This window comes from Mycobacterium sp. 852002-10029_SCH5224772 (genome assembly GCF_001667315.1).
Taxonomy (GTDB): domain Bacteria; phylum Actinomycetota; class Actinomycetes; order Mycobacteriales; family Mycobacteriaceae; genus Mycobacterium.
Genome location: NZ_LZHT01000003.1, coordinates 18542 through 39816, shown reverse-complemented (window position 1 = coordinate 39816; position 21275 = coordinate 18542). Strand labels below are relative to the sequence as shown.

General features: G+C 63.4%; 17 protein-coding genes. 10 read left to right on the top strand and 7 right to left on the bottom strand.

The features are described 5' to 3' along the window. Window positions 1-87 precede the first annotated feature (87 nt). The 4 genes from A5775_RS00200 to A5775_RS00185 all read right to left on the bottom strand — a co-directional run bounded on the left by A5775_RS00200 (window position 88) and on the right by A5775_RS00185 (window position 5201). Entirely contained in the window at window positions 88-1503 is a 1416-nt protein-coding gene (locus A5775_RS00200; protein ID WP_082952814.1) for an FAD-binding oxidoreductase, read from the bottom strand. A gap of 634 nt (window positions 1504-2137) precedes the next feature. Next, the gene (locus A5775_RS00195; RefSeq protein WP_067245378.1) at window positions 2138-2971 is read right to left on the bottom strand and encodes a mycofactocin-coupled SDR family oxidoreductase; all 834 of its coding nucleotides are present in this window, start codon (window positions 2969-2971) and stop codon (window positions 2138-2140) included. Window positions 2972-3206: 235 nt separating this feature from the next. Next, complete coding sequence (locus A5775_RS00190; RefSeq protein ID WP_231995080.1) at window positions 3207-4019, bottom strand: class I SAM-dependent methyltransferase; 813 nt, start codon at window positions 4017-4019, stop codon at window positions 3207-3209. A 135-nt stretch (window positions 4020-4154) separates the two neighbouring features. Continuing rightward, the gene (locus tag A5775_RS00185) at window positions 4155-5201 is read right to left on the bottom strand and encodes an aldo/keto reductase (RefSeq protein ID WP_067245691.1); all 1047 of its coding nucleotides are present in this window, start codon (window positions 5199-5201) and stop codon (window positions 4155-4157) included. A 72-nt stretch (window positions 5202-5273) separates the two neighbouring features. Here A5775_RS00185 and A5775_RS00180 point away from each other — a divergent pair, with 72 nt between their 5' ends. Beyond that, window positions 5274-5858: a TetR/AcrR family transcriptional regulator gene (locus A5775_RS00180; RefSeq protein ID WP_156660514.1), complete on the top strand. Its 585-nt coding sequence runs from the start codon at window positions 5274-5276 to the stop codon at window positions 5856-5858. Between the two features lie 218 nt (window positions 5859-6076). Here A5775_RS00180 and A5775_RS00175 read toward each other — a convergent pair whose 3' ends face one another. From A5775_RS00175 to A5775_RS00160, 3 genes are all read right to left on the bottom strand, one after another. Beyond that, entirely contained in the window at window positions 6077-6784 is a 708-nt protein-coding gene (locus A5775_RS00175) for an SDR family NAD(P)-dependent oxidoreductase (RefSeq protein WP_067245370.1), read from the bottom strand. Window positions 6785-6889: 105 nt separating this feature from the next. Then, window positions 6890-7843, bottom strand: coding sequence for an alpha/beta hydrolase (locus A5775_RS00170; protein ID WP_067245368.1), 954 nt, complete (start codon window positions 7841-7843; stop codon window positions 6890-6892). Between the two features lie 742 nt (window positions 7844-8585). Then, complete coding sequence (locus A5775_RS00160) at window positions 8586-9656, bottom strand: alpha/beta hydrolase (RefSeq protein WP_231995081.1); 1071 nt, start codon at window positions 9654-9656, stop codon at window positions 8586-8588. Between the two features lie 484 nt (window positions 9657-10140). Between A5775_RS00160 and A5775_RS00155 the strand changes: the two genes are divergently transcribed. The 9 genes from A5775_RS00155 to secA all read left to right on the top strand — a co-directional run bounded on the left by A5775_RS00155 (window position 10141) and on the right by secA (window position 21212). Next, window positions 10141-11151, top strand: a complete 1011-nt coding sequence (locus tag A5775_RS00155) for an AraC family transcriptional regulator (RefSeq protein WP_082952812.1) — start codon at window positions 10141-10143, stop codon at window positions 11149-11151. Window positions 11152-11912: 761 nt separating this feature from the next. Then, window positions 11913-12551, top strand: coding sequence for a Crp/Fnr family transcriptional regulator (locus A5775_RS00150; RefSeq protein ID WP_197512265.1), 639 nt, complete (start codon window positions 11913-11915; stop codon window positions 12549-12551). Next, window positions 12544-13566 carry a nitronate monooxygenase gene (locus tag A5775_RS00145; RefSeq protein ID WP_231995079.1) on the top strand — a complete coding sequence of 341 codons (1023 nt, stop codon included), beginning with the start codon at window positions 12544-12546 and terminating at the stop codon, window positions 13564-13566. Before A5775_RS00150 ends, A5775_RS00145 begins: the two co-directional genes overlap by 8 nt. 22 nt (window positions 13567-13588) lie before the next feature. Continuing rightward, window positions 13589-14308 (top strand): SDR family NAD(P)-dependent oxidoreductase, encoded by a 720-nt coding sequence (locus A5775_RS00140; RefSeq protein WP_067245355.1) that lies wholly within the window; start codon window positions 13589-13591, stop codon window positions 14306-14308. An 89-nt stretch (window positions 14309-14397) separates the two neighbouring features. Beyond that, a complete protein-coding gene (locus A5775_RS00135) occupies window positions 14398-15960 on the top strand; it encodes a GMC family oxidoreductase (RefSeq protein ID WP_082952821.1) in 1563 nt (520 codons plus the stop codon). 258 nt (window positions 15961-16218) lie between these two features. After that, a complete protein-coding gene (locus A5775_RS00130) occupies window positions 16219-16647 on the top strand; it encodes a hypothetical protein (protein WP_067245352.1) in 429 nt (142 codons plus the stop codon). Window positions 16648-16689: 42 nt separating this feature from the next. After that, window positions 16690-17322, top strand: coding sequence for a ComF family protein (locus tag A5775_RS00125; RefSeq protein WP_067245347.1), 633 nt, complete (start codon window positions 16690-16692; stop codon window positions 17320-17322). Window positions 17323-17623: 301 nt separating this feature from the next. Continuing rightward, entirely contained in the window at window positions 17624-18292 is a 669-nt protein-coding gene (gene hpf / locus A5775_RS00120) for a ribosome hibernation-promoting factor, HPF/YfiA family (RefSeq protein ID WP_067245343.1), read from the top strand. Between the two features lie 91 nt (window positions 18293-18383). After that, entirely contained in the window at window positions 18384-21212 is a 2829-nt protein-coding gene (gene secA, locus A5775_RS00115) for a preprotein translocase subunit SecA (RefSeq protein WP_067245339.1), read from the top strand. The last annotated feature ends 63 nt before the right edge of the window (window positions 21213-21275 follow it).

Sequence of the window (21275 nt, the reverse complement as noted above, 5' to 3'; positions counted from 1 at the left end):
TAGCACGCCGCGTGATCACAGCCCCGCCCAACCCGCGCAAACAATTCGCTATTCTGCGATGCATCGAAGTGATGCGCGAGATTTGTGTCATTTCGCCGGCAGGACGTTCGGGTTGTTGCTGAAGACGTTGTCAGGGTCGTACGTAGCCTTGATTGCCGCCAGCCGCTCGTACTTGCCGTTTCGATAGGCTTCTCGTACACGGTGTCCATCGTCGACGGCCATGAAATTCGAATACAGCCCCCCGGTCTGCCATGGTGCTGCACTGGCGAAAGTATCGCGCACCCAATCGATATGCGGCCCCGGGTCGTCTTCCGGTCGCCATCGTCCCAGCACGTTGATGAGGTAATCGGCGTGACGGTCGGTGAAGGCGGTGTCGTCTTCGCCAAGTCGGTCCTGGGCGCCGTGTTGATAGCCGAACTCGATCGCTGAGAATTCGTTGGGCATTCGGTTCGCAGCCTCAACGAGCGCTTCGATGCAGCCGTCAGTCATCTCGCGGGCGTAGCCACCTTTTGTGTAATTGCATGCACCGGGCCCGATGTCGCCGTCGTTCAATGACTGCAGCGCAACATACGGCAGGATTTGCATCTTCTCGAACACTCTCGGCGCCCCCGCCCACAATTGCTCGTACACACCTTCGGCGTCCGCCGGATCTCCCGTCCATACGCTCACGAACATGCACACCGGCGCATTCAACAGCTCGTCCGGCACGCCGGGTGTCGTCCCCGCGCGGCGTAGGTAGACCATCACTTTGAGGTCATCGCTAGCGCGCAGCATCGTCTGTCCGTGATGGCGGATCGCTGCCGCAGCGTCTTCGATGCGGTACAGCGCGATGCCGAACGGCAGCGTCGTACCCACTCTCTGCGTTGCGAATTCGAACTGCGTCACCACACCGAAGTTGGCTCCGGCTCCCCGCAGCCCCCAATACAGGTCGGGATTCTGACTGGCGCTGGCGGTCACGACACTGCCGTCAGCCAGCACCACCCTGGCTGAGATCAAGTGATCGCACGTGAGGCCGTGCTTGCGGCTCAGCCAGCCCATGCCACCCCCAAGCGCAAGGCCAGCGACCCCGGTCTGCGACATGACGCCGGCCGGCGTAGCGAGGCCGAAAGCTTGTGTGGCACGGTCTATGTCACCGAGCAAGCAACCGCCGCCGACTCGCACCCGCCCGGCGTCGGGATCGACGGTGATCTGGCGCATTCGGCCGAGGCCGATGACGACGCCGTTATCGACCATGGAGTATCCGGCGACACTATGGCCGCCGCCCCTCACCGCGAGCGGGATGGCCCGCTCGCGGGTGAATGCGATCGCTGTGGCGACATCGACGTCGGTAGCGCATCGCACCACCAGCGCCGGATAGCGGTCGATCATGTAGTTCCAGATTCGGCGCTCTCGTTGGTAGTCGTGATGGCGTGGATGCACCGCGTCGCCGGCCAGCCGGCTGTTCAGCGCGGTGATCAGGTGGTCCGGAATGTGCTGGGTGGGGCCAGCTTCCGCACGGCTCATGGTTTGGCTACTGGTATCGGCAATGACTCATTGGACACCAACCCGACGGTAAGGGAATCGCCGCGAACCACCTAGCCGATGAGCGCAGCTATTTGGACGCAGCACGCAGAGTGCTGTGTCACTATCGTGTAGGGCCGAGCGCCGTGCGCAGGGTCACCGAGGGTGCCTCGCCGTAGCGCTTGGCATGCGCGCTGGCGAAGCGGCCAAGGTTGTTGAAGCCTCACCGATGGGCGACTGACGCCACCGTGACCGTTGACGGGTTGGACTCCAGCAGCGTCTGGTGCGCTCGCCGGAGCCGGACCTCATGCAGGTATGGCATGGGCGACGTGTCCAGATAGCGTTGGAAACCTTGCTGCAACCAAACCGATGTTATGGCGACGTAACGGCCCGATCGTGGTGTGGCAAAGAACATTCAGCCGCCGCGTGCATCGCCGGCTCATGGATGCAGATACAGCGTTTACCGTTGCTAGTCGCGATGTCGCGGAATGCGCCACCTTGCCGGGCGCTTCGGTTTGTAACGCCGCGGCGTGCTTTCAGCAAACACTGCACGACTCTCGTGTTTCTTTCCGGCATCGGAAATGGCTCCACATCAGGGTCATCCGGAGTCCGCGCAGATGTGTGGCTCACATGCTGGCTACTTGATGGCATTTCCGGCGTCGACCGGCAAGGTGATGCCGGTGATGTAGCGGCCCGAGCGGCCGCAGAGATACACCATCGCGTCGCTGACGTCGCTTACCTCGATAAGCGCGACGGGCATGAGATTTGCCAGTGCCGCTTCGTATCCGGGGTTATCCGCCACTAGCCGGTCGACCGCTTCGTTGATGATCATCGGGCTGGCGACACCGGTCGGATGCACTGTATTGACACGAATATTCTTCTCTCCGAGGATATTTGCGTAATACCGCATTAACCCGACAGCACCTTCCTTTGCGGCGATGTAGCCTAAGGCCCCCTGAGTCTTCATACCAAACCGTGTGTGCATGCCCGAAAGGGCGGCGGTTGAGCTGGTGATCACGATGGCTCCACCGTCACCGTGCTGCAGGAGGGCGGGTAGTGCCGCTTCGATGGTGTGATACACACCTTTGAGCATCACGTCAACCGCATCATTGAAGGCCGAAATTTCCTGGGCCTGGGCGCCCACCATCGGCAAGATTCCAGCGTTGGCCAAGACGAAGTCGATTCGCCCGAGTTCGGATACGCCCTCGGCCACAACGGCTTGAAGCTTGCCGAAGTCGCGAACATCGACCTGCTCGGCCACGACGCGGCGGCCGGTCTTCTCGACGAGATTGACAGTTTCGTCCAAGTCCTCGGGTGTGGCCATCGGATAGCCAACGCTGTCGATCTGTCGACATATGTCGACGGCCAAGATGTCGGCGCCTTCTTCGGCGAAGCGGACGGCATGCGAGCGACCCTGCCCGCGCGCCGCACCGGTGATGAAGGCGACCTTTCCCTCGAAGTCAGTTGACACTGCTATCTCCCCTGGTGACGTCAGTCAGTTACCACGCCGACGGTAGGTCGGCTGAACACGCTATGGACAGCCACCGCACGCAACACTCGGGACAGATTGCGCACGTGGCCGTTTCGATGAAATGGGCTTCGCGCACAGGCGCTGTGCCGCAATCCGGCCCGATTACTGCGCTCCGCCGCCGATTTGGTGTGGAGTCGCGATTTATCTGTTGAGTTCGGAGTGCGGCCGGCCTCCTTTACGGCGTCGTTGCCTTGAGCCCGTAGAGGACCGGGAACTGGGGTCCGCTTTCCGGCATCGCCCACCACCCGCCGTCGGATCGAACCATCGAGGGCCAGCGCCGCCAAGGAAGAAGGCAGGTCTCGGTAAGACTTCGGATAGTGAATCCGGCTTGCGCGATGGCGGTGGCGACTTCGCCCAGGCCGTGTGGCCACTCGTAGTGCACAGTGTCGCCGGCCAGCGCTGGACCGTCGGTATAGCTATGGCTGGTGTCACGTTCGATGGCCCCACGACCGCCCAGATAGTCGTGGCGAAGCACCAAATCGTCAGAGCGGCCGGGAGTTTGGGTGGGCCCGAGCGCGTTCAGTATTGGATGAAACTCCACAAGGTACAAGAAACCGCCCGGTTTCAGTAGAAGCGCTACCGTGTGAGCCCACGCCGTCAAATCAGGCAGGTAACAGAGCGCGCCCTTTCCCGTGTAGACAATGTCGAAGCGTTTCCCGCCCAACGCTTCGACGGCGTCGTACACGTCGGCGTGCACATACTCGATTGATAATCCAGCCTCACGTGCGACGCGGCGCGCCTCGTGCAAAGACATATGCGAGAAATCGAGCCCCGTGGTTCTCGCGCCCTGGAGCGCGAATGCCATTGTCTCCGTGCCTAAGTGGCATTGAAGGTGCAGGACATCACGACCTTCGAGCTCGCCGAGATCACGCCACTCGAAGGGTGCAAACCAGCTCATCGGGTCGCGGTTGCCGACCTGGTAAAACTTGCTGAGCACGTGGATTGGAGCGCGAGCATCCCAGTTGCGCCTATTAGCAATCAGTTTCATCTGAGTATCGGAGTCAAGCATTACCAACGCGGCCTTTCGGTCGGTCTTCCTAGAATCTGTTTACATTGTGGGCGCACGGGTGTTCATCGGAACAGTTCGCCGCCGAACCAATCCTTACTGGTGATCTCCTCCAGTTCAGTTGGCGACGGTGCGGGCGTGCGCAGCGGTGTAGCGCTCTCCCACGATCCGTCCGGGAGCGAATATGTCACTCAGATAAGCAACTTCGTCGGTGCTGATTGCGACCGAGGTGGCCGCGAGATTCTCCCGTACGTACGCAACGCGCTTGGTTCCCGGAATCGGCACGACGTCCAGCGGTTGTGCCAATAGCCAGGCCAAGGCCAGCTGTCCCGGCCGGCAACCCTTGTTGGCGGCCAGCTCGGCAAGGGCCGCGACTGGTCGGAGGTTTGTTGGGAGGTTGTCGGCCGAGAACCGCGGATTGCTCGCTCGAAAGTCGTTGGAGTCAAACGTGTCACCGGGTTGCAGCCCACCGGTCAGAGCTGATCTGCCCAACGGGCTGAACGGCACCAACGTGATGCCGAGTTCGCGGCACGTTGCGGTGATTCCGCCCTCGACGCGCCGCTCCCACAGTGAGTACTCGCTCTGTAGCGCGGTGATGGGGTGAACGACATGCGCCCGGCGGATCAGCTCAGGCCCTGCCTCACTGAGTCCCAGCGCGCGAACCTTGCCTGATGTGACAAGTCGGGCCATCGCCCCGACGGTGTCTTCGATGGGGACAAGCGGATCGAGCCGGTGGCAGTAGTACAGGTCGATGACGTCGGTGTCCAGCCGACGAAGGCTCGCCTCGCACGCCGCGGCGACGTACTCGGGACGCCCGTCGAGCACAATCCCGTTCCCGGCATCGTTCACCTTTGCGCCGAACTTCGTTGCCAGGACGACGTTGTGGCGGCGGCCACGTATCGCGGCGCCGATCAGCTGCTCGTTGTGGCCGAAACCGCGGACGTTCGTCGCCGTGGCGATGTCAGCAGCACCGTACACATCGGAGGTGTCCAGGAAGTCCACTCCGAGATCGATCGCCGATCGGATCGTCTCGACGGACTCACTGTCATCGGCGGCTCCGTAGAACTGAGACATTCCCATGCAGCCCAACCCGACGGGGCGCACCGTCAGCTCGGAATGCCCGAGCCGCACACGCGCTGAACCCTTGGCCTCTTCGACCGTCATGACCACCCCTACATATCTGAGAGTAGAGCTCTCATATATGTTGAACGCGACAGCGTGGGATTCATTCCCAAGTTGGCACGTTCCACAGAAACGGGAAAGGATTCGGTGCGCCGCGACGCCGCCATGAACCGCGAACGGCTCGTCAGAGCCGCTGAGGAGGTCTTCGCCGAGCGGGGACCGGCCGCCACCCTCCGTGATGTCGCCAACGCGGCCGCGGTGGGTCCGGCGACGCTGTATCGGCGGTTCGCCAACAAGGACGCTCTGGTCCAGGAGGTGCTCAGCGGATTCTTTCAACATCTGATCGACGTGGCTGTCATCGCCGAGCAGTCGCCTCCGCAGACTGGCCTCGACGTCTTTCTGCGGACCGTGGGCGTCGAGCTTGCTGCCAAGGCGGGACTCTCCGCGCCAGTCTGGGGAGAACTCGCGCCCGAACCTCTCGTCGAGGAACTCCGCCGGCGTTCGACCGAGTTACTGCGACGCGCGCAACGCGCGGGTGCTGCCCGTGCGGACGTCACCCCCGACGACATCACTGCTGCCGTCTGGGCACTGCGCGGCGTCATCCAATCCGAGCGCACCGACCCGGCCCACCATGGCCATGAACTCTGGCGGCGCCATCTGGAGACGACCCTGCGGGGTTTCCGGAGTGCACCGGGTTGACGACTATTCTCGCCGGCGTCTGAGGAATGAAGGGGTCCCCTTACAAACGGAGCGATCTGGTCGTCCTTGCCCTGATTGAATAAGGCGGCCGGCGAGCGGAGCGGGCGGTGTTGCTCGCGACGTATGAAGCCCTTTAGGTGCTCGGTCTGTCTAAGGGATAACTCGATCATTTGTGAACGTCGCCGCCCTGGATCTAGCGAGAGCTACAGTCCCATCGGTCAACCGCGATGGGGCGGGTGAGTTGGACCAACGAACAACGTATTCAGCTCCAGGCCACCGTCGATCCCAATATCTTGTGCCGTGATGTATCCGGTGCTGTCACGGGCAAGAAAGGAAACGAGATCGGCCACTTCCTCTGGACGTCCGAATCGTTCGCTGGGTATTGCGGCGCGGATGCGCTCTTGGTCCGGGTGAGGCAGGGTCATGATCCTGGGCGTCGCGATCATGCCCGGCAGCACCAAGTTGGCGGTTATTCCGTGCCCAGAGTTCTCTATGGCGATCGTGCGCATCATCCCGCGCAGGCCGGCCTTGGATGCTGCGTAAGCGACTTTGCCGGCCGCGCCCATGCGGCCCGCCATACTCGAAATTGCGATTACACGGCCGAAGCGGCGTGCTCGCATGCCAGGCAGACATCCCTGGATCGCGCAAAAGGTGCCGGTGAGATTTACGTCGATATCGCGCGACCACTGCGCCGATGACATCGAGTGCGCCGGTGCGAAAGTGTCGACAACCCCTGCCACCGCCACGCAAATGTCGATATCTTTGACGGCCCACTGCGGAATGGGGTCAGCCGGCAGGTCTACCACGGCATCAGCCGGACCTATGGCGTCTGTCGTACGCACTTCTACTCCATCGGCGCGCAAGCGATCGCAGATGGCTGCACCGATCCCGCCGTTCGCGCCCGTCACAAGCGCCCGTCGCTTCATCGATCCGACCTCCTCTCGTTAGGTCCTTTCCTCGTACTCTTGAAACGTCCAATGTCTGGTTTGAAAGCAGACGGATTTGTTGTGCCGAACTCGATTGGCGCGCGGCTACAACCAACCGAGACGACGCATCCGGTCGTCGGTGGCTCGTCGGGCCACATCCGTGTGGGGCGCGAATATTTCAAAGCCATGGGGGGCCCCGGCGTGGAGATGAAACTCTGTCGGCACGCCCGCCGCTACAAGTCGTTTGGCGTAGGTCAGGTCCTCGTCGCAGAAGATATCGAGCCCGCCTACATCGATGTAGGCGGGCGGCAAATCAGTCAGATCGGCGGCGCGCGCTGGCGAGGCGTACTGCGAGACGTCGTCTCTGCCGGCCAAGTCTCCGAGAAATGCGCGCCAGCCGGTGATGTTGTCGTCGTAGTCCCACGTCGTAAATTGCGGCGAACGTCGGTCGGTGGTTGTTGTCCGATCGTCGAGCATCGGCGAAAGCAGGAGTTGCTGCGCCAATGCGGGGCCGCCTCGATCGCGCGCCAGTAGAGTTACTCCCGCGGCAAGCCCACCGCCCGCGCTGCCTCCCATCACCGCGATGCGTGCGGGGTCGATACCGAGCTCGGTTGCGTGACTGGCAAGCCAACGAAGCGCGGTGTAGCAGTCCTCGACTGGAATGGGATATGGATGCTCGGGCGCAACCCGATAATGCACCGACAACAGCGGTACGCCGGACGCGGCAACGTAACTCCGGGCCAGCATGTCATACCTGCGGTGCCAACCCATGATCATCCCGCCACCATGCAGAAAAAGCGCGGCGCTGCCCGGTGGGCCGGTATCGGCACGCCGGTAGAGGAATAAAGCCAGCCGCGTGCCGTCGATGGCGGCCGCCGCGTATTCCTCGACCTCTATTCCATTGACGGACAGCGATACTCGCGCGGCGCGGTCCAGCGCACTTTTGATAGTGGCCCGCCGAGCCTGCCAATCGCCGGCGGGCGGTCGAGCAGCCCTCGCCGGGGCTGACAACAACGGTCCGAGGGCTTGCACTAACTGTTGGTCCATCGAGTGAGCCATCCCCGCAACTGGAACTGAGTCGCAGTCACGCGACGGCCCATAGCTACCCACAGCGCCGAGACTATGGTCCATCCCTCTCACCGGATAGCCGGATGGCGCGCGGCTGTGTTCAAATCACGCAAACTCGCTGCGGGAGCTGCAAACCCGGAAGCTGGGCGGCGCAGGGTCTAGCTGGCAACGTTGCGACCCCTAACGCACGCCCGAACGAATTTTCAGTCGTCGGAACTGCGGGACGGGTCCGCAGCGCGCTCGGGGTAGCGGCCTAATAGGCCCACAATCCATGTGACGATCACACGGATGCACACATAGATCGCCAGGACGAAGACAGCTGCAAGTGCAGGATTGTCGAATAACTCGATCAGCCTGTGCATGCCGCACCCGCGAACGTCGGGACGACCGCGGGACGGCTGCTGCTGACTCGCGCACATGTGCCGGTCCAGATCTGTCTCGATGCAGATTGGCAAACGATCGACATTCGTTTGTCTCCTCAGTATTTCCGGTGCCCGCTTTTGGCCACGCGCCGTCGCGCAGTCGCTGCGTCGATTCGCTCGTCACTACGAACGTCCTGCTGGGCCACAGACACGTTGCGTCGCAGGGTTTTCAAGCATTATATGCAAGTCGTATCGTCGCCCACTTCGAGTGACAATCCATCCAGCCGCCGCAGCCGCAGTATTACGGCAGCAGCCGTGTGGGCGAATTGACCGTATCCGCACGGAGTTTGGCCACGTGTGGCGACTGCACGTCACCAAGCATTACCTCCGGCGTGGCAGGTATGCGCACGTAGCGCCGAGATTATTTTCGTGGTTGCTGCGGCACTGTCTCCTCCCAGTGGAAAGAAGGTGACGAAGCCGTGGACCAGCGACGTGAATTGGCGATGGTCGACGATGACGCCCGCGGCCCGCATGGCCTCCGCGTACTTAGTGCCTTCGTCGCGCAATGGGTCGAACCCACCGGTCACCACGAGCGCCGGCGGCAATCCTGAGAGGTCGTCCGCCAGCAGTGGGGACACGCGTGGGTCCGAGAGCTCCACATCGGCCCCGTCGAGGTAGTTGCGCCGAAACCAGTCCAAATCCCTTTCGGTGAGCAGGAACCCGTCTGCGAACACCGTCCGAGAATAAGTCGTGTTGACATAGTCGGTCGCCGGGTAGAGCAGCAGTTGAAGCGCGGGCAGTTGCACATCCTCGTCACGGGCAAGCTGCGATACCACGGCGGCGAGAGTTCCGCCTGCACTGTCGCCCCCGACCGCGACCCGTTTCGGGTCGATGCCGAGCTCGGGGGCGTTGTCAACGGCCCACCGGTAGGCCGCGAATGCGTCAAGGACCGGAGCAGGGAACTTGTGTTCGGGAGCCAATCGATAGTCGATGGACAACACGTGTATTCCGCCGTCGCGACAGATCAGTCGGCACTGATCGTCGTGGCTTTCGAGGCTGCCGAGCGTGAAGCCGCCGCCGTGGTAGAAGACCAGGATTGCGCTAGGACCGCCGGCCACGTCCGGGTCAGGGCGGTAATGCCGGGCGGGGATGAGGCCGGCAGGACCGGGTATCGACAGGTTGGTCACGCCGGCTACCGGGATGTGCTGGCTGAAGCTGGCGGTCAGAGTCTCCAGTCGGGATCGCTCGGCGACGACATCGTCGCTTGACACCAAACCGTCGTTGCCAACCGCGTTCTGTGCGGCAAGGACAAGCTGCAGTGTGCTGTCGAGGGCATAGCCGTCGAGGATGACCGAACGACGGCCCAGGAGTAAGCGTTTGATGCGGGAGGGTATTCGGGGAAGCACGCGCAGCGCCACGCTAGTCGCGACGTTAGCGATCACCTCCTGGCGATGGCTGTTCTCGTGCCTCCGCGGTGACTCGCTGGCGTTCACCGGAAGTTTTCGCTTGCCCACCCTGCGACGGTATGGCCAGAGCATCGGGCGAGGTAGCCGCTGTGCGCGGCGCGATGGACGAACCGCGCACCAGTACGCAGAAGCGGTTTCGAACGTCGGTGTGCGGAATTTCGCCGACGTCTCCGTCCAGCAGGCAGGCGAGGATGCACATGGCGATCAGACACATCGCGCACACTTCTGGCCAGATTGCGCTGTCCCTTTCATGGGATTAGCGGATGAACGCCGGCAAGGTTACCGTTGTTTACGCAGGTGGATGGAGCCAGCTGCAGGCGACGGGCCAGATATATGATGTGGACATCACAGCGATCCGCGTCGAGTTGGATCGTTCCGCTGTCGGGGAGGCTCTGAGCGATGCGCTCGGCGCGGAGGTAGTGCCTCAACCCGACAGCCATGTCGGAAAGGGGAGTGCGTCATGGCCGACCCGACGGAAGACACCAGGGTGGCGTCGGAGACCCACCCGTGGAGTTCAGTGCGGTCGCTGGACGACTTCGCTGCGTTACGGCAACGTCAACTGGAGTCATCGTCGTCTTGGTGGCCAGACATTGGACCCCTCGAGAACTCCGCCTCGTTTTCGTTCGCGCACCGCATGCGTCGGCTCGGTCCGATCTCAGTGCTGGACATCGATTTTCATGACGATGTCTGGGTGAACGGCGGTGAGTCTCGTCCTCATTATCACGTCACCTTGCCGCTGGCGAATTCCTCGGCCGCGGCGGACTGTGGTTTCTCCGTCGTCGCGGCACCCGGCTCTGTAGGGGTATATCGGCCGGAAGGCAAAGCGGGCATGTCCGGTTATACCGGGCGTCTGCTGGCTGTGATGATCGATCGCCATGCCGTCGAAGACGCTCTTTCGGACGCACTCGGGCGCTTGGTAACTTCCCAAATCGACTTCCAACCCTTGATGACGACTACGACTCAAGCCGTGCGCAGCTGGATCACGATGGTATCGGTGTTCACCGAGCAGTTGTTCCGGCCTCGCAGTGTCCTGCACCAGCCAATGGTCGGAATGCCCTTCGCCGAAAGCGTGGTCCGCGGCCTACTCCTGGCCACCGAGCATCCACACCGCGCGGCGTTGGAGGGGGAGGCGGCCGATGCCGCGCCGCGGGCCATCCGCACCGCAATCGAGGTCATCGAGGCGGAAGCGGACCAGCCGCTGACGGTATCGACGCTGGCCGAGCGCAGCTGTGCCAGCGTCCGCTCGTTACAGCAGGGCTTCAAGCATCACCTGGGCACATCGCCAATGGCATACCTGCGCGAAGTCCGGCTGCGCAGAGCACACCAGGACTTGCTCGAATCAGACCCATCAACCGTCACCGTAGCCTCGGTCGCATACCGCTGGGGCTTCACCAACCTCGGCAGATTCGCCGCCACCCACACCGAGCGCTATCGGGAACCACCGGTGGTGACGCTGCGCCGCAGCGCTTAGTCGATGAGCACGATTCACGCGTACCGAGTGATATCCCCTGTCCGGGCCCCGGATCGGCTTTCGCGTCGGCCGATGGTGAAGGTACCCACGCTGCGCACGGGCGTTGTGCGCTGCGGCATGGCTTCGAAGGTATCGCGGTTCGCGCACGCAGACTAACCGAATTGCCCACAACCCCGCCAGATTGCGCCTAGTACGCGCCAGTTGCACTCCGCCGCTGGGTTACCGATGGCGCGTCACCGTAGCGGTTTGCATGCGTGGGGGCCAACCGACGAGCTTGGTGACGCCCAGCAGTACGCAACTGAGGGATACGGTCACATCCGACGGGCCGGAATCGATTCGCGTCGGATGCCCTCGACGCGGCCCCAAGCTGCGTTGGGTCGCTGCTCGCAAGTGCGCTCGCCCGTGCGCAGCGTGGCCAGAAGGCTGCGTGCGGCGGGTAGTCGCATTGCCACGGCACACATAGCGTTACCGGTATGACTGGCACAGCGATCATCGTCCTCAACCGGGGGTGAACAGCCATGGACTTGTTGTTGCGATACACGATCAGTCCTATCCGGCGGACATCCGAGAACTGGCGGACCCGAAAGGCGTCGCGAGCAGCGACGTTGACTGTAACCACTAGCAAAGCCTCTAATTGGCAAGCACGGCAACGGCTGTCGCACAGAGTGTTTGGACGCGACGCTTCGGAGTGCGGGGATGTCCACACGGCGCTCGCCGCATCGGGAATCTTCAGCAGGACCGATACGAGTGCGGTCTCCGCCTTGGCGAACCAGCTCACACCCGAACGATTTGCGCCAGAACGTATCGTGGACGCCCAGGACGGCCTCGGTGATCGTCTCTTTGTGATCATTTCGGGAAAAGTCAAGGTTTCATACCGGCTTCCTGGCGGTGGCGAAATCATTCTGACCATCCTGGGATCAACAGAAATATTCGGTGCGACGGCGCTTTTCGACCCGGGATCGAATGAAACCACCGTGACCACCCTGACCGAGGTTGTTGCGGTGCCGATTGAACGCGACCAACTCTTGGTGTGGATGGCCGAACGACCCGAGGTCCGCGATCAGGTCCTGCGCCTCTTTGCGCGGTGGGCGAACGCGACGACGAACTCCCTGGCCGACTTTGTGTTTGCCGACGCTCATAAGCGCATCGCGAGTCGACTGCTGTTTCTGAGGCAGCGGTTTGGCCGGCGCGAGGGTGACGTGGTGAGGGTCGTGCATGACCTGACATTGAAAGACTTCGCTCACCTGGTTGGCGATGATCCGAAGACGATCGTCGCGGTTCTACAGGATTTCGAGGATCGCGGGTGGATCCGCTTGGAGGGCAACAGTGTCGTCATCGTGGATGGGCACGCCCTTGCCTCACTGAGTCCGATGAGTTTGTCCGAGGTGGCTTGTGCGTGACCGATTCTCCCTGGCGGATTTGAGCGTTCGGGTGCTGGGGGCACCTATGGCGGGCGGTCCGTCGACACCTGAGTTGGCGGCCGCGGTAACCAACGCCGGCGGCCTTGGTTTCCTCGCGGCCGGCATGTTGTCAGCCGAGGGTCTGGCCGACGCGATTGTGGCGGCGAGGAAGCTGACCGGCGGTGCACTCGGTGTGAATCTGTTTGTGCCACAAGAGCAAGTGGCCACCACGGAGGGGCTGGATGCGTTCGCGGCGGCGCTGGCGCCGGAGGCTCAACAGTACGGTGTGGCGCTTGGTGAACCGCGCCATGACGACGATGAGTGGGCCGCGAAGCTCGAGGTGGTATGCGATCTGCGACCTGAGGTGGTGTCGTTCACGTTCGGCGCACCGAGCGATGACCTGTGTCGCCGCCTCGCCGGCGTGGGCACGTCGAGCTTCGCAACCCTCACCACGGTGGGCGAAGCGGTGATCGCGATCGGCTCGGGAGTGGACGCCTTGGTAGCCCAGGGCCCCGCAGCGGGTGGGCACCGCGCCACTTTTGATGCCCTCGTGGCGCCGCCTCGTGATCCCCTCGAGGATATGGTCACCGCCCTAGCGGCGTGTTGCGACTGTCCCGTCGTGGCGGCCGGAGGTATAGGAACACCTCGTCATGTCAGGCGGATGCGTGACGCGGGTGCCACCGCGGTACAGGTCGGTACGGCGCTGTTGCTCGCCGACGAGGCCGGCACGAACCCCACGCATCGGGCCGCCTTGTGTGACCCGCAGTTCACCCACACGACGGTGACGCGTGCGTTCACCGGACGCTATGCGCGCGCATTGCACAACCGATTCATCGACCAACACGAGGCGGACGCGATCTTCGGCTTCCCAGAAGTAGCCAGGGTGACCGCCCCTATCCAAGCGGCGGCGGTGAAGCTGGGCGACCCGCACGGTACCGCGATGTGGGCCGGCGCCGCTTTCCATCACGTCAAACCCGGCTCGGCCGTAGACCTCATTCGCGAGTTCGCGGTCTGAAAACTACAGAAAGGCAACGCAAATGGAATTCGCTGGTGAGAAGGTAGCGATCATCACCGGTGCATCGCGCGGAATCGGTGCAGGCTTGGTCGAGGGATACCGCAAGCACGGCTTCCGGGTGATCGCCAACTCCCGCACCATCGCCGGCTCGCCGCACCCCGAAGTCCTGACCGTCCCAGGCGATATCGCCGATCCCAGAACTGCCGAACGCCTCGTTCGCGAAGCGGTGACGCGGTTCGGTCGCATCGACACCCTGATCAACAACGCGGGCGCGTTCATCGCCAAGCCTTTCATCTACTACACGCCCGAGGACTATGCGTTGGTCACGTCGGTGAACGTGCTTGGCTTCTTCCATGTCACCCGACGCGTCATCGCCGAAATGCTGGCGCAAGACAAGGGCGGTCATGTCGTCAACATCACCACCACGCTGGCCGAGCAGGGTCAGGCTGCCGTCCCATCGGCGTTGACGGCGCTCACCAAAGGGGGGCTTGCCGCCGTCACCCGATCGCTCGCCATCGAGTACGCCACGCACGGAATCCGGGTCAATGCAATATCTCCGGGTGTCATCGATACGCCCCTGCACGCCGAAGTCGATGCCTCCGCCGCTTATGCCGGAATGCATCCCCAAAACCGGATAGGCGCCGTCGCCGACATCGTGCACGGCGCGCTTTATCTAGAGACTGCACCCTTTGTCACCGGCGAGGTGCTGCATATCGACGGCGGACAGAGCGCGGGCCACTGAGCGTGAGCGAGCTGATAACCAGGTCGACTGATTCACCTGCGGGACCGCACGGCGATCTGGGCCGGCGCGTACGTTCCAACCAGGAGCACCTGGCCGCTAATCTGCAGCAGCACTACGACTTCATCGTCTGCGGTGCCGGATCGTCCGGCTGCGTCGTCGCCCGTCGGCTGGCCGAAGATCCAGCTGTCAGCGTGTTGTTGTTGGAGGCCGGCGGCAGCGACGAGATACCGAGTGTCACCGAGTCAAATCTTTGGCATACAAATCTGGGCGGCGCAACGGATTGGGCTTTCCGGGCTGAGCCGAACCAGCACCTTAACGGCCGGACGCTCATGCAGTCGATGGGTAAGGTCCTCGGCGGCGGGTCGAGCATCAACTTGATGGCCTGGGCTCGTGGGCACAAGTCGGATTGGGATTTCTTTGCCGCGGAGTCGGGGAACAAAGCGTGGAGCTATGCGTCGGTTCTCGACATCTACCGTCGTATCGAGAATTGGCATGGCGCCCCCGATGGTGACTACCGGGGCAGCGGCGGACCGATCTACGTGCAACCGAAATCGAACCCTCATCCTGTCAGTTCCGTCGTGATCGAAGCCGCCGGCTGTCTCGGCATCGAACCCTTTGACCATCCGAACGGAAAGATGATGGAAGGCAAGGGCGGGGCGGCGATCATCGAAGTTCGAGCTCGCGACGGCAAGCGGCATTCTGTCTTCCGTTCTTACACATATCCATACATGGACCGGCCAAATCTGACGGTGCTGTCAAACGCATTTGTGCGCCGGGTGATCATCGGCCGCGGCCAGGCGACGGCAGTCGAGGTTTCCTACGGCGGCAGCGTTAAACGATTTCAGGCTGGAGCAGAGATCGTACTTTCGATGGGTGCAATCCATACCCCCAAAGTTCTCATGCTGTCTGGAGTCGGTGATCGAGAGAAACTGCGTTCTTTGGGAATACCTGTCGAGCAGCATCTGCCCGGTGTTGGCCGTAACTTCCACGACCACTTGGGCCTTTCGTGCATGTGGGAAGTCCCCGCTTGCCAGCCTGCCGATCAGCCGGGTGATGTCGTGATGTTCTGGCCTAGCTGCGGCGACCTCGACAAACCGGACCTGTTCGCATGCCAGGGGGCGCTGCCGCTGGCAAGCCCGGAGAATATCGCGCGTTTCGGTCTACCCGAGACGTGCTGGACGATGTTCGGTGCGATTACGCAACCAAAAAGCCGCGGCAGGGTGGAGCTGATCAGTTCGGATCCTGATCAGCCCGTCAGGGTGGTGGACAACGGTCTGTCACACCACGACGATGTCCGACTCGCTGTGAAATGCGTCGAAGGCATGCGGGAACTCGGTAATTCTGCGGCGCTGCGCCCCTTTTTCAAGCGCGAGGTGATGCCCGGTGATCTGAAGGGTGAGGACATGTTGGCGTATGTGCGTGATGCCGCACTCAGCTATTGGCACCAAGTGGGCACGGCCAAGATGGGACTCGATCCGCTTGCCGTCGTTGACGGCGGCCTGAAGGTTCACGGCGTGGAAAACCTGCGTGTCGCAGACGGATCCATCATGCCAAGGATCACCACTGCGAACACCATGGCACCCTGCGTGGTCATTGGTGAGCGCGCCGCGGACGAGATCAAGACCGAGCATCGGCTGGCGGGCGCGGTGTGATGAAGGGTCGACGGCAAAGTTGGTGTGGCACCGTACCATTTGCGCCGTCGAAACGTGGTTCACAGCAATGCTATTAGAGATCACGCTACCCAGGTGCGTCGTGTCCCTGTCCGTCACGAGGGAGATCGTTCTCCCAATCGAGAGGAGAATTGCATGCGCGACCCTGACTTTCACCAGACGGTTTTCGACAAGACCACGGACGGGATCGCCTTGCGACGGCCCAACCGTCTGACCGTTCTGGGCTGGGATGCATAGCAGATGTCGACCGATGCATTCGAGATCGCTTTGGTTCGCCGCGTTTTCCGCGATGAGCTCACATATGCACCGCAGCTGATCAGCCCGGTTTCGCCCGGCCGGCGTGGGCGCAAGAAGCTGGTGGCAGGCCACATCGCAAACGTTCTGGCGGCATCGCACACCACCACACGGCCGAGGACCAGAACGGGTGAATCGGTCGATATTCATACCCAGATGACCGTTAGCCAATGGAAGCTGTATCAACATTCGATGCTCGCGCTAGCGAGCCAATCCGCGGATGAAGTGGTTACTGGCGGGAGTCCGTTGTTTACCGGGCGCTTACTGCGGTCGCTCACAGAATTCGACGAGTTGCTCAGCGGTGCGGGAATTCCGCGCGTCGTCGTGCGGACGATGGAAGACCCGCAGCGCGTGATCGAGGCGGTGGTGGGGTAGCGCGAGCGGGTAACTGTCACCCCCGCCCGTCACACTGACGCCATGCTCGACCTGATCCTGCCGACAGAATGCGGCGGCTGCGGGGCGCCGTCGACGCGTTGGTGCGACGCGTGCGCCACCGAGTTGGCCGTCAGGCCGGACGAACCGCACGTGGTGAACCCGCGCATCGACCCGGATGTCCCGGTGTTCGCGCTCGGCCGCTACGCCAACGCACGCCGGCAGGCGATCCTGGCGCTCAAGGAGCATCACCGCGCCGATCTCGTCGTGCCGCTGGCGCGCACACTGGCCCTCGGCGTGCACCGGCTGCTGTCGTGGGGGATCGTCGACACCCCGCTGACCATCGTGCCGGCACCGACCCGGCGTTCGGCCGCGCGCCGCCGCGGCGGTGACCCGGTCACCCGGTTGGCGCGCGCCGCGGTGGCCGCGCATCCGGAGGTCGCGGTCGCCGCGGCGTTGCGGATCAAGGCGTTAACGCGTGACTCGGTGGGCCTGGGCACCGCCGCCCGCGAGCGCAACATCACCGGCCGGGTCGTGCTGCGCGGCCGGCCGCCGCGCACCGACGTCATGGTCGTCGACGACATCGTCACCACCGGGGCGACGGCGCGGGAGTCGGTGCGCGTTCTGCACGCCGCGGGGGTCCGGGTCGTCGCGGTACTGGCGATCGCCGCCGCGTGAAACTGTGCGGCAGCCAAGAGGTGATGAAGAAGTCGCAACAGCTTGCGAAATTAGTGGCATGGGTAGGCGAACACGAGCTAACGTCGAAAACAACGTTCAACGACTCACTGGTCGGGATATTTCCAGGTTGAGGCCACTTGTGGGAAGGGGTGAGTAATCGACACCTTGCACCGGCGGGCAGCCTGCGGCGGTAGCCAGTCTCGAACCGCTCTCACCTCGTCGGCGCATCAAGCCAGCCGGGCACGCAGGGCGCGTGCGACGTGTAAAGAGAAACGAGTTGTCACGTATGTCAAGGCTATCCGTGGATTCCGGTCAGATTCTGGACCAACCGCCGTCCACTACCGATGGGCAAGCCCAACCGACAACCACCGCCGAAGTTGTGTTCAAGGGCCGCAACGTAGAAATCCCCGATCATTACCGTCTTTACGTCTCGCAGAAACTCGCCCGCCTCGAGCGGTTCGATCGCTCCATCTACCTTTTCGATGTCGAGCTCAAGCACGCGCCCAACCGGCGGCAGCGCAAGTCCTGTCAACGCGTGGAGATCACCGCCCGCGGCCGGGGTCCGGTGAGCCGGGCCGAGGCCTGCGCCAACAGTTTCTACGCAGCGTTCGAGTCCGCGGTCGACAAGCTGGAGAGCCGGCTGCGCCGCGTCAAGGACCGCCGCAAGGTCCACTACGGCGACAAGACACCGGTCTCGCTGGCCGCCGCCACCGCAGTGCCGCCGCCCACACCGACGCGCGGCGCCCCCGACGCGACGGCCGAGCACGACGGCGTGGAGGCGGACCACGAGCCGGGACGGATCGTGCGGACCAAGGAGCATCCGGCCACACCGATGACGGTCGACGACGCGCTCTACGAGATGGAGCTCGTCGGGCACGACTTCTTCTTGTTCCATGACAAGCACACCGAACGGCCATGCGTGGTCTACCGGCGCCACGCCTACGACTACGGCTTGATCCGACTGGGCTGATCAGGCTCTCCTGAGGTTCGGCTGCTTACCGGGTCGTCGCCTACCATGGGAGTCGCTCAATGCAAGACTCCTACCAACAGGGGACAACACCGTGCTGTCGAAGTTGCTGCGCCTTGGCGAAGGTCGCATGCTCAAGCGTCTCAAGCGGGTGTCTGACTACGTCAACACCTTGTCCGACGAGATCGAGAAGCTCACCGACGCCGAGTTGCGGGCCAAGACCGACGAGTTCAAGAAGCGCAACGCCGACGGCGAGAGCCTCGACGACCTGCTGCCCGAGGCGTTCGCGGTGGCCCGGGAAGCGGCCTGGCGGGTGCTTGACCAGCGCCCGTTCGACGTGCAGGTGATGGGCGCGGCGGCGCTGCACTTCGGCAACGTCGCCGAGATGAAGACCGGTGAGGGCAAGACCCTGACCTCGGTGCTGCCGGCCTACCTCAACGGCGTCGGCGGCAAGGGCGTGCACGTCGTCACCGTCAACGACTACCTGGCCAAACGCGACAGCGAATGGATGGGCCGCGTGCACCGCTTCCTCGGCTTGGACGTCGGCGTGATCCTGGCCCAGATGACCCCCGATGAGCGCCGAGTCGCCTACAACGCCGACATCACCTACGGCACCAACAACGAGTTCGGGTTCGACTACCTGCGCGACAACATGGCGCATTCGCTCGACGATCTGGTGCAGCGCGGGCACAACTTCGCGATCGTCGACGAGGTCGACTCCATCCTGATCGACGAGGCCCGCACCCCGCTGATCATCTCCGGACCGGCCGACGGCGCCTCCAACTGGTACCTCGAGTTCGCCCGGTTGGCGCCGCTGATGGAGAAGGACACCCACTACGAGGTGGACCTGCGCAAACGCACCGTCGGGGTGCACGAGCTGGGCGTGGAATTCGTCGAGGACCAGCTCGGCATCGACAACCTCTACGAGGCCGCCAACTCGCCGCTGGTCAGTTACCTCAACAACGCGCTGAAGGCCAAGGAGCTGTTCAACCGCGACAAGGACTACATCGTGCGCGACGGCGAGGTCCTCATTGTCGACGAGTTCACCGGCCGCGTGCTCTACGGGCGCCGCTACAACGAGGGCATGCACCAGGCCATCGAGGCCAAGGAGCACGTCGAGATCAAGGCCGAGAACCAGACGCTGGCCACCATCACGCTGCAGAACTACTTCCGGCTCTACGACAAGCTCGCCGGCATGACCGGTACCGCCCAGACCGAGGCGGCCGAGCTGCACGAGATCTACAAGCTCGGCGTTGTCCCGATCCCGACGAACAAGCCGATGGTCCGCGCCGACCAGTCCGACCTGATCTACAAGACCGAGGAAGCCAAGTACATCGCGGTGGTCGACGACGTCGTCGAGCGCTACGAAAAGGGCCAGCCGGTGCTGATCGGTACCACCAGCGTGGAGCGCTCGGAGTACCTGTCGCGGCAGTTCCAGAAGCGCCGGGTGCCACACAACGTGCTGAACGCGAAGTTCCACGAGCAGGAGGCGACCATCATCGCGGTCGCCGGCCGGCGCGGCGGCGTCACGGTGGCCACCAACATGGCCGGTCGAGGCACCGACATCGTGCTGGGCGGCAACGTCGACTTCCTCACCGACCTGCGGCTGCGTGAGCGCGGACTCGATCCGGTGGAGACGGCTGACGAGTACGAAGCGGCGTGGCACGAGGAGTTGCCGAAGGTCAAGGAGGAGGCCGGCAAAGAGGCCGAAGAGGTGATCGAGGCCGGCGGCCTGTACGTGCTGGGCACCGAACGGCACGAGTCGCGGCGGATCGACAACCAGTTGCGTGGCCGTTCCGGCCGCCAGGGCGACCCGGGCGAGTCCCGCTTCTACCTGTCGCTGGGCGACGAACTGATGCGCCGCTTCAACGGCGCCGCGCTCGAGGCGATGCTCAACCGGCTGAATCTGCCCGACGACGTGCCCATCGAGGCCAAGATGGTCACCCGGGCGATCAAGAGCGCCCAGACCCAGGTGGAGCAGCAGAACTTCGAGGTCCGCAAGAACGTCCTCAAGTACGACGAGGTGATGAATCAGCAGCGCAAGGTGATCTACGCCGAGCGCCGCCGCATCCTGGAGGGCGAGAACCTCAAGGAGCAGGCGCTGGACATGGTCCGCGACGTGGTCACCGCCTACGTCGACGGCGCGACGACCGAGGGCTACGCGGAGGATTGGGACCTGGATTCCCTGTGGACGGCGCTGAAGACGCTGTACCCGGTGGGCATCGACCACGAGCCGCTGACCCACCACGACGCCGACTCCGAGCGCGACGACCTCACCCGCGAGGAATTGCTTGAGGCGCTGCTGAAGGACGCCGAAAATGCCTATGCCGCAAGGGAGTCCGAGCTTGAGGAGATCGCGGGCGAGGGCGCGATGCGTCAGCTGGAGCGCAACGTGCTGCTCAACGTCATCGACCGTAAATGGCGCGAGCACCTCTACGAGATGGACTACCTCAAGGAGGGCATCGGGCTGCGTGCGATGGCGCAGCGCGATCCGCTGGTCGAGTACCAGCGCGAGGGTTACGACATGTTCATGGCCATGCTCGACGGCTTGAAAGAGGAGTCGGTCGGATTTCTGTTCAATGTCACCGTCGAGGCGGTGCCCAGCCCGCAGGTCGCCCCGGTCCAGGCGCCGGAGGGGCTGGAGGAATTCGCGACCGCCGCGGCCGGCCAGCAACGCGGTGCGACGACGGCCGTGCGCGAAGAGGCTCCAAGCACGTTGCGCGCCAAGGGTATTGACAACCAGGCGCCGGCGCTCACGTATTCCGGCCCGTCGGAGGACGGCTCGGCGGCGGTGCAGCGCAATGGCGGCGATGGCAAGGCGCCGGCCGGGGTTCCCGGGGGTGCGAGCCGGCGCGAGCGCCGCGCCGCGGCGCGGCAACAGGGCCGTGGCGCCAAGCCGCCCAAGTCGGTCAAGCGCCGCTAGCTCGGCGCCCTCTTTCCGCTCGAGTGTGCGGCAGGCCGCACACTCGGCGCCGAACGCGCGGCA

Excerpts from the sequence above, each read along its gene's own strand:
- A5775_RS00155 (WP_082952812.1), top strand. The coding sequence starts at position 10,141 with ATGGCCGACCCGACGGAAGACACCAGGGTGGCGTCGGAGACCCACCCG.
- A5775_RS00140 (WP_067245355.1), top strand. The coding sequence starts at position 13,589 with ATGGAATTCGCTGGTGAGAAGGTAGCGATCATCACCGGTGCATCGCGC.
- A5775_RS00175 (WP_067245370.1), bottom strand. The coding sequence starts at position 6,784 with ATGAAGCGACGGGCGCTTGTGACGGGCGCGAACGGCGGGATCGGTGCA.
- A5775_RS00170 (WP_067245368.1), bottom strand. The coding sequence starts at position 7,843 with ATGGCTCACTCGATGGACCAACAGTTAGTGCAAGCCCTCGGACCGTTG.
- A5775_RS00125 (WP_067245347.1), top strand. The coding sequence starts at position 16,690 with ATGCTCGACCTGATCCTGCCGACAGAATGCGGCGGCTGCGGGGCGCCG.
- A5775_RS00130 (WP_067245352.1), top strand. The coding sequence starts at position 16,219 with ATGTCGACCGATGCATTCGAGATCGCTTTGGTTCGCCGCGTTTTCCGC.
- A5775_RS00190 (WP_231995080.1), bottom strand. The coding sequence starts at position 4,019 with ATGAAACTGATTGCTAATAGGCGCAACTGGGATGCTCGCGCTCCAATC.
- A5775_RS00185 (WP_067245691.1), bottom strand. The coding sequence starts at position 5,201 with ATGACGGTCGAAGAGGCCAAGGGTTCAGCGCGTGTGCGGCTCGGGCAT.
- A5775_RS00200 (WP_082952814.1), bottom strand. The coding sequence starts at position 1,503 with ATGAGCCGTGCGGAAGCTGGCCCCACCCAGCACATTCCGGACCACCTG.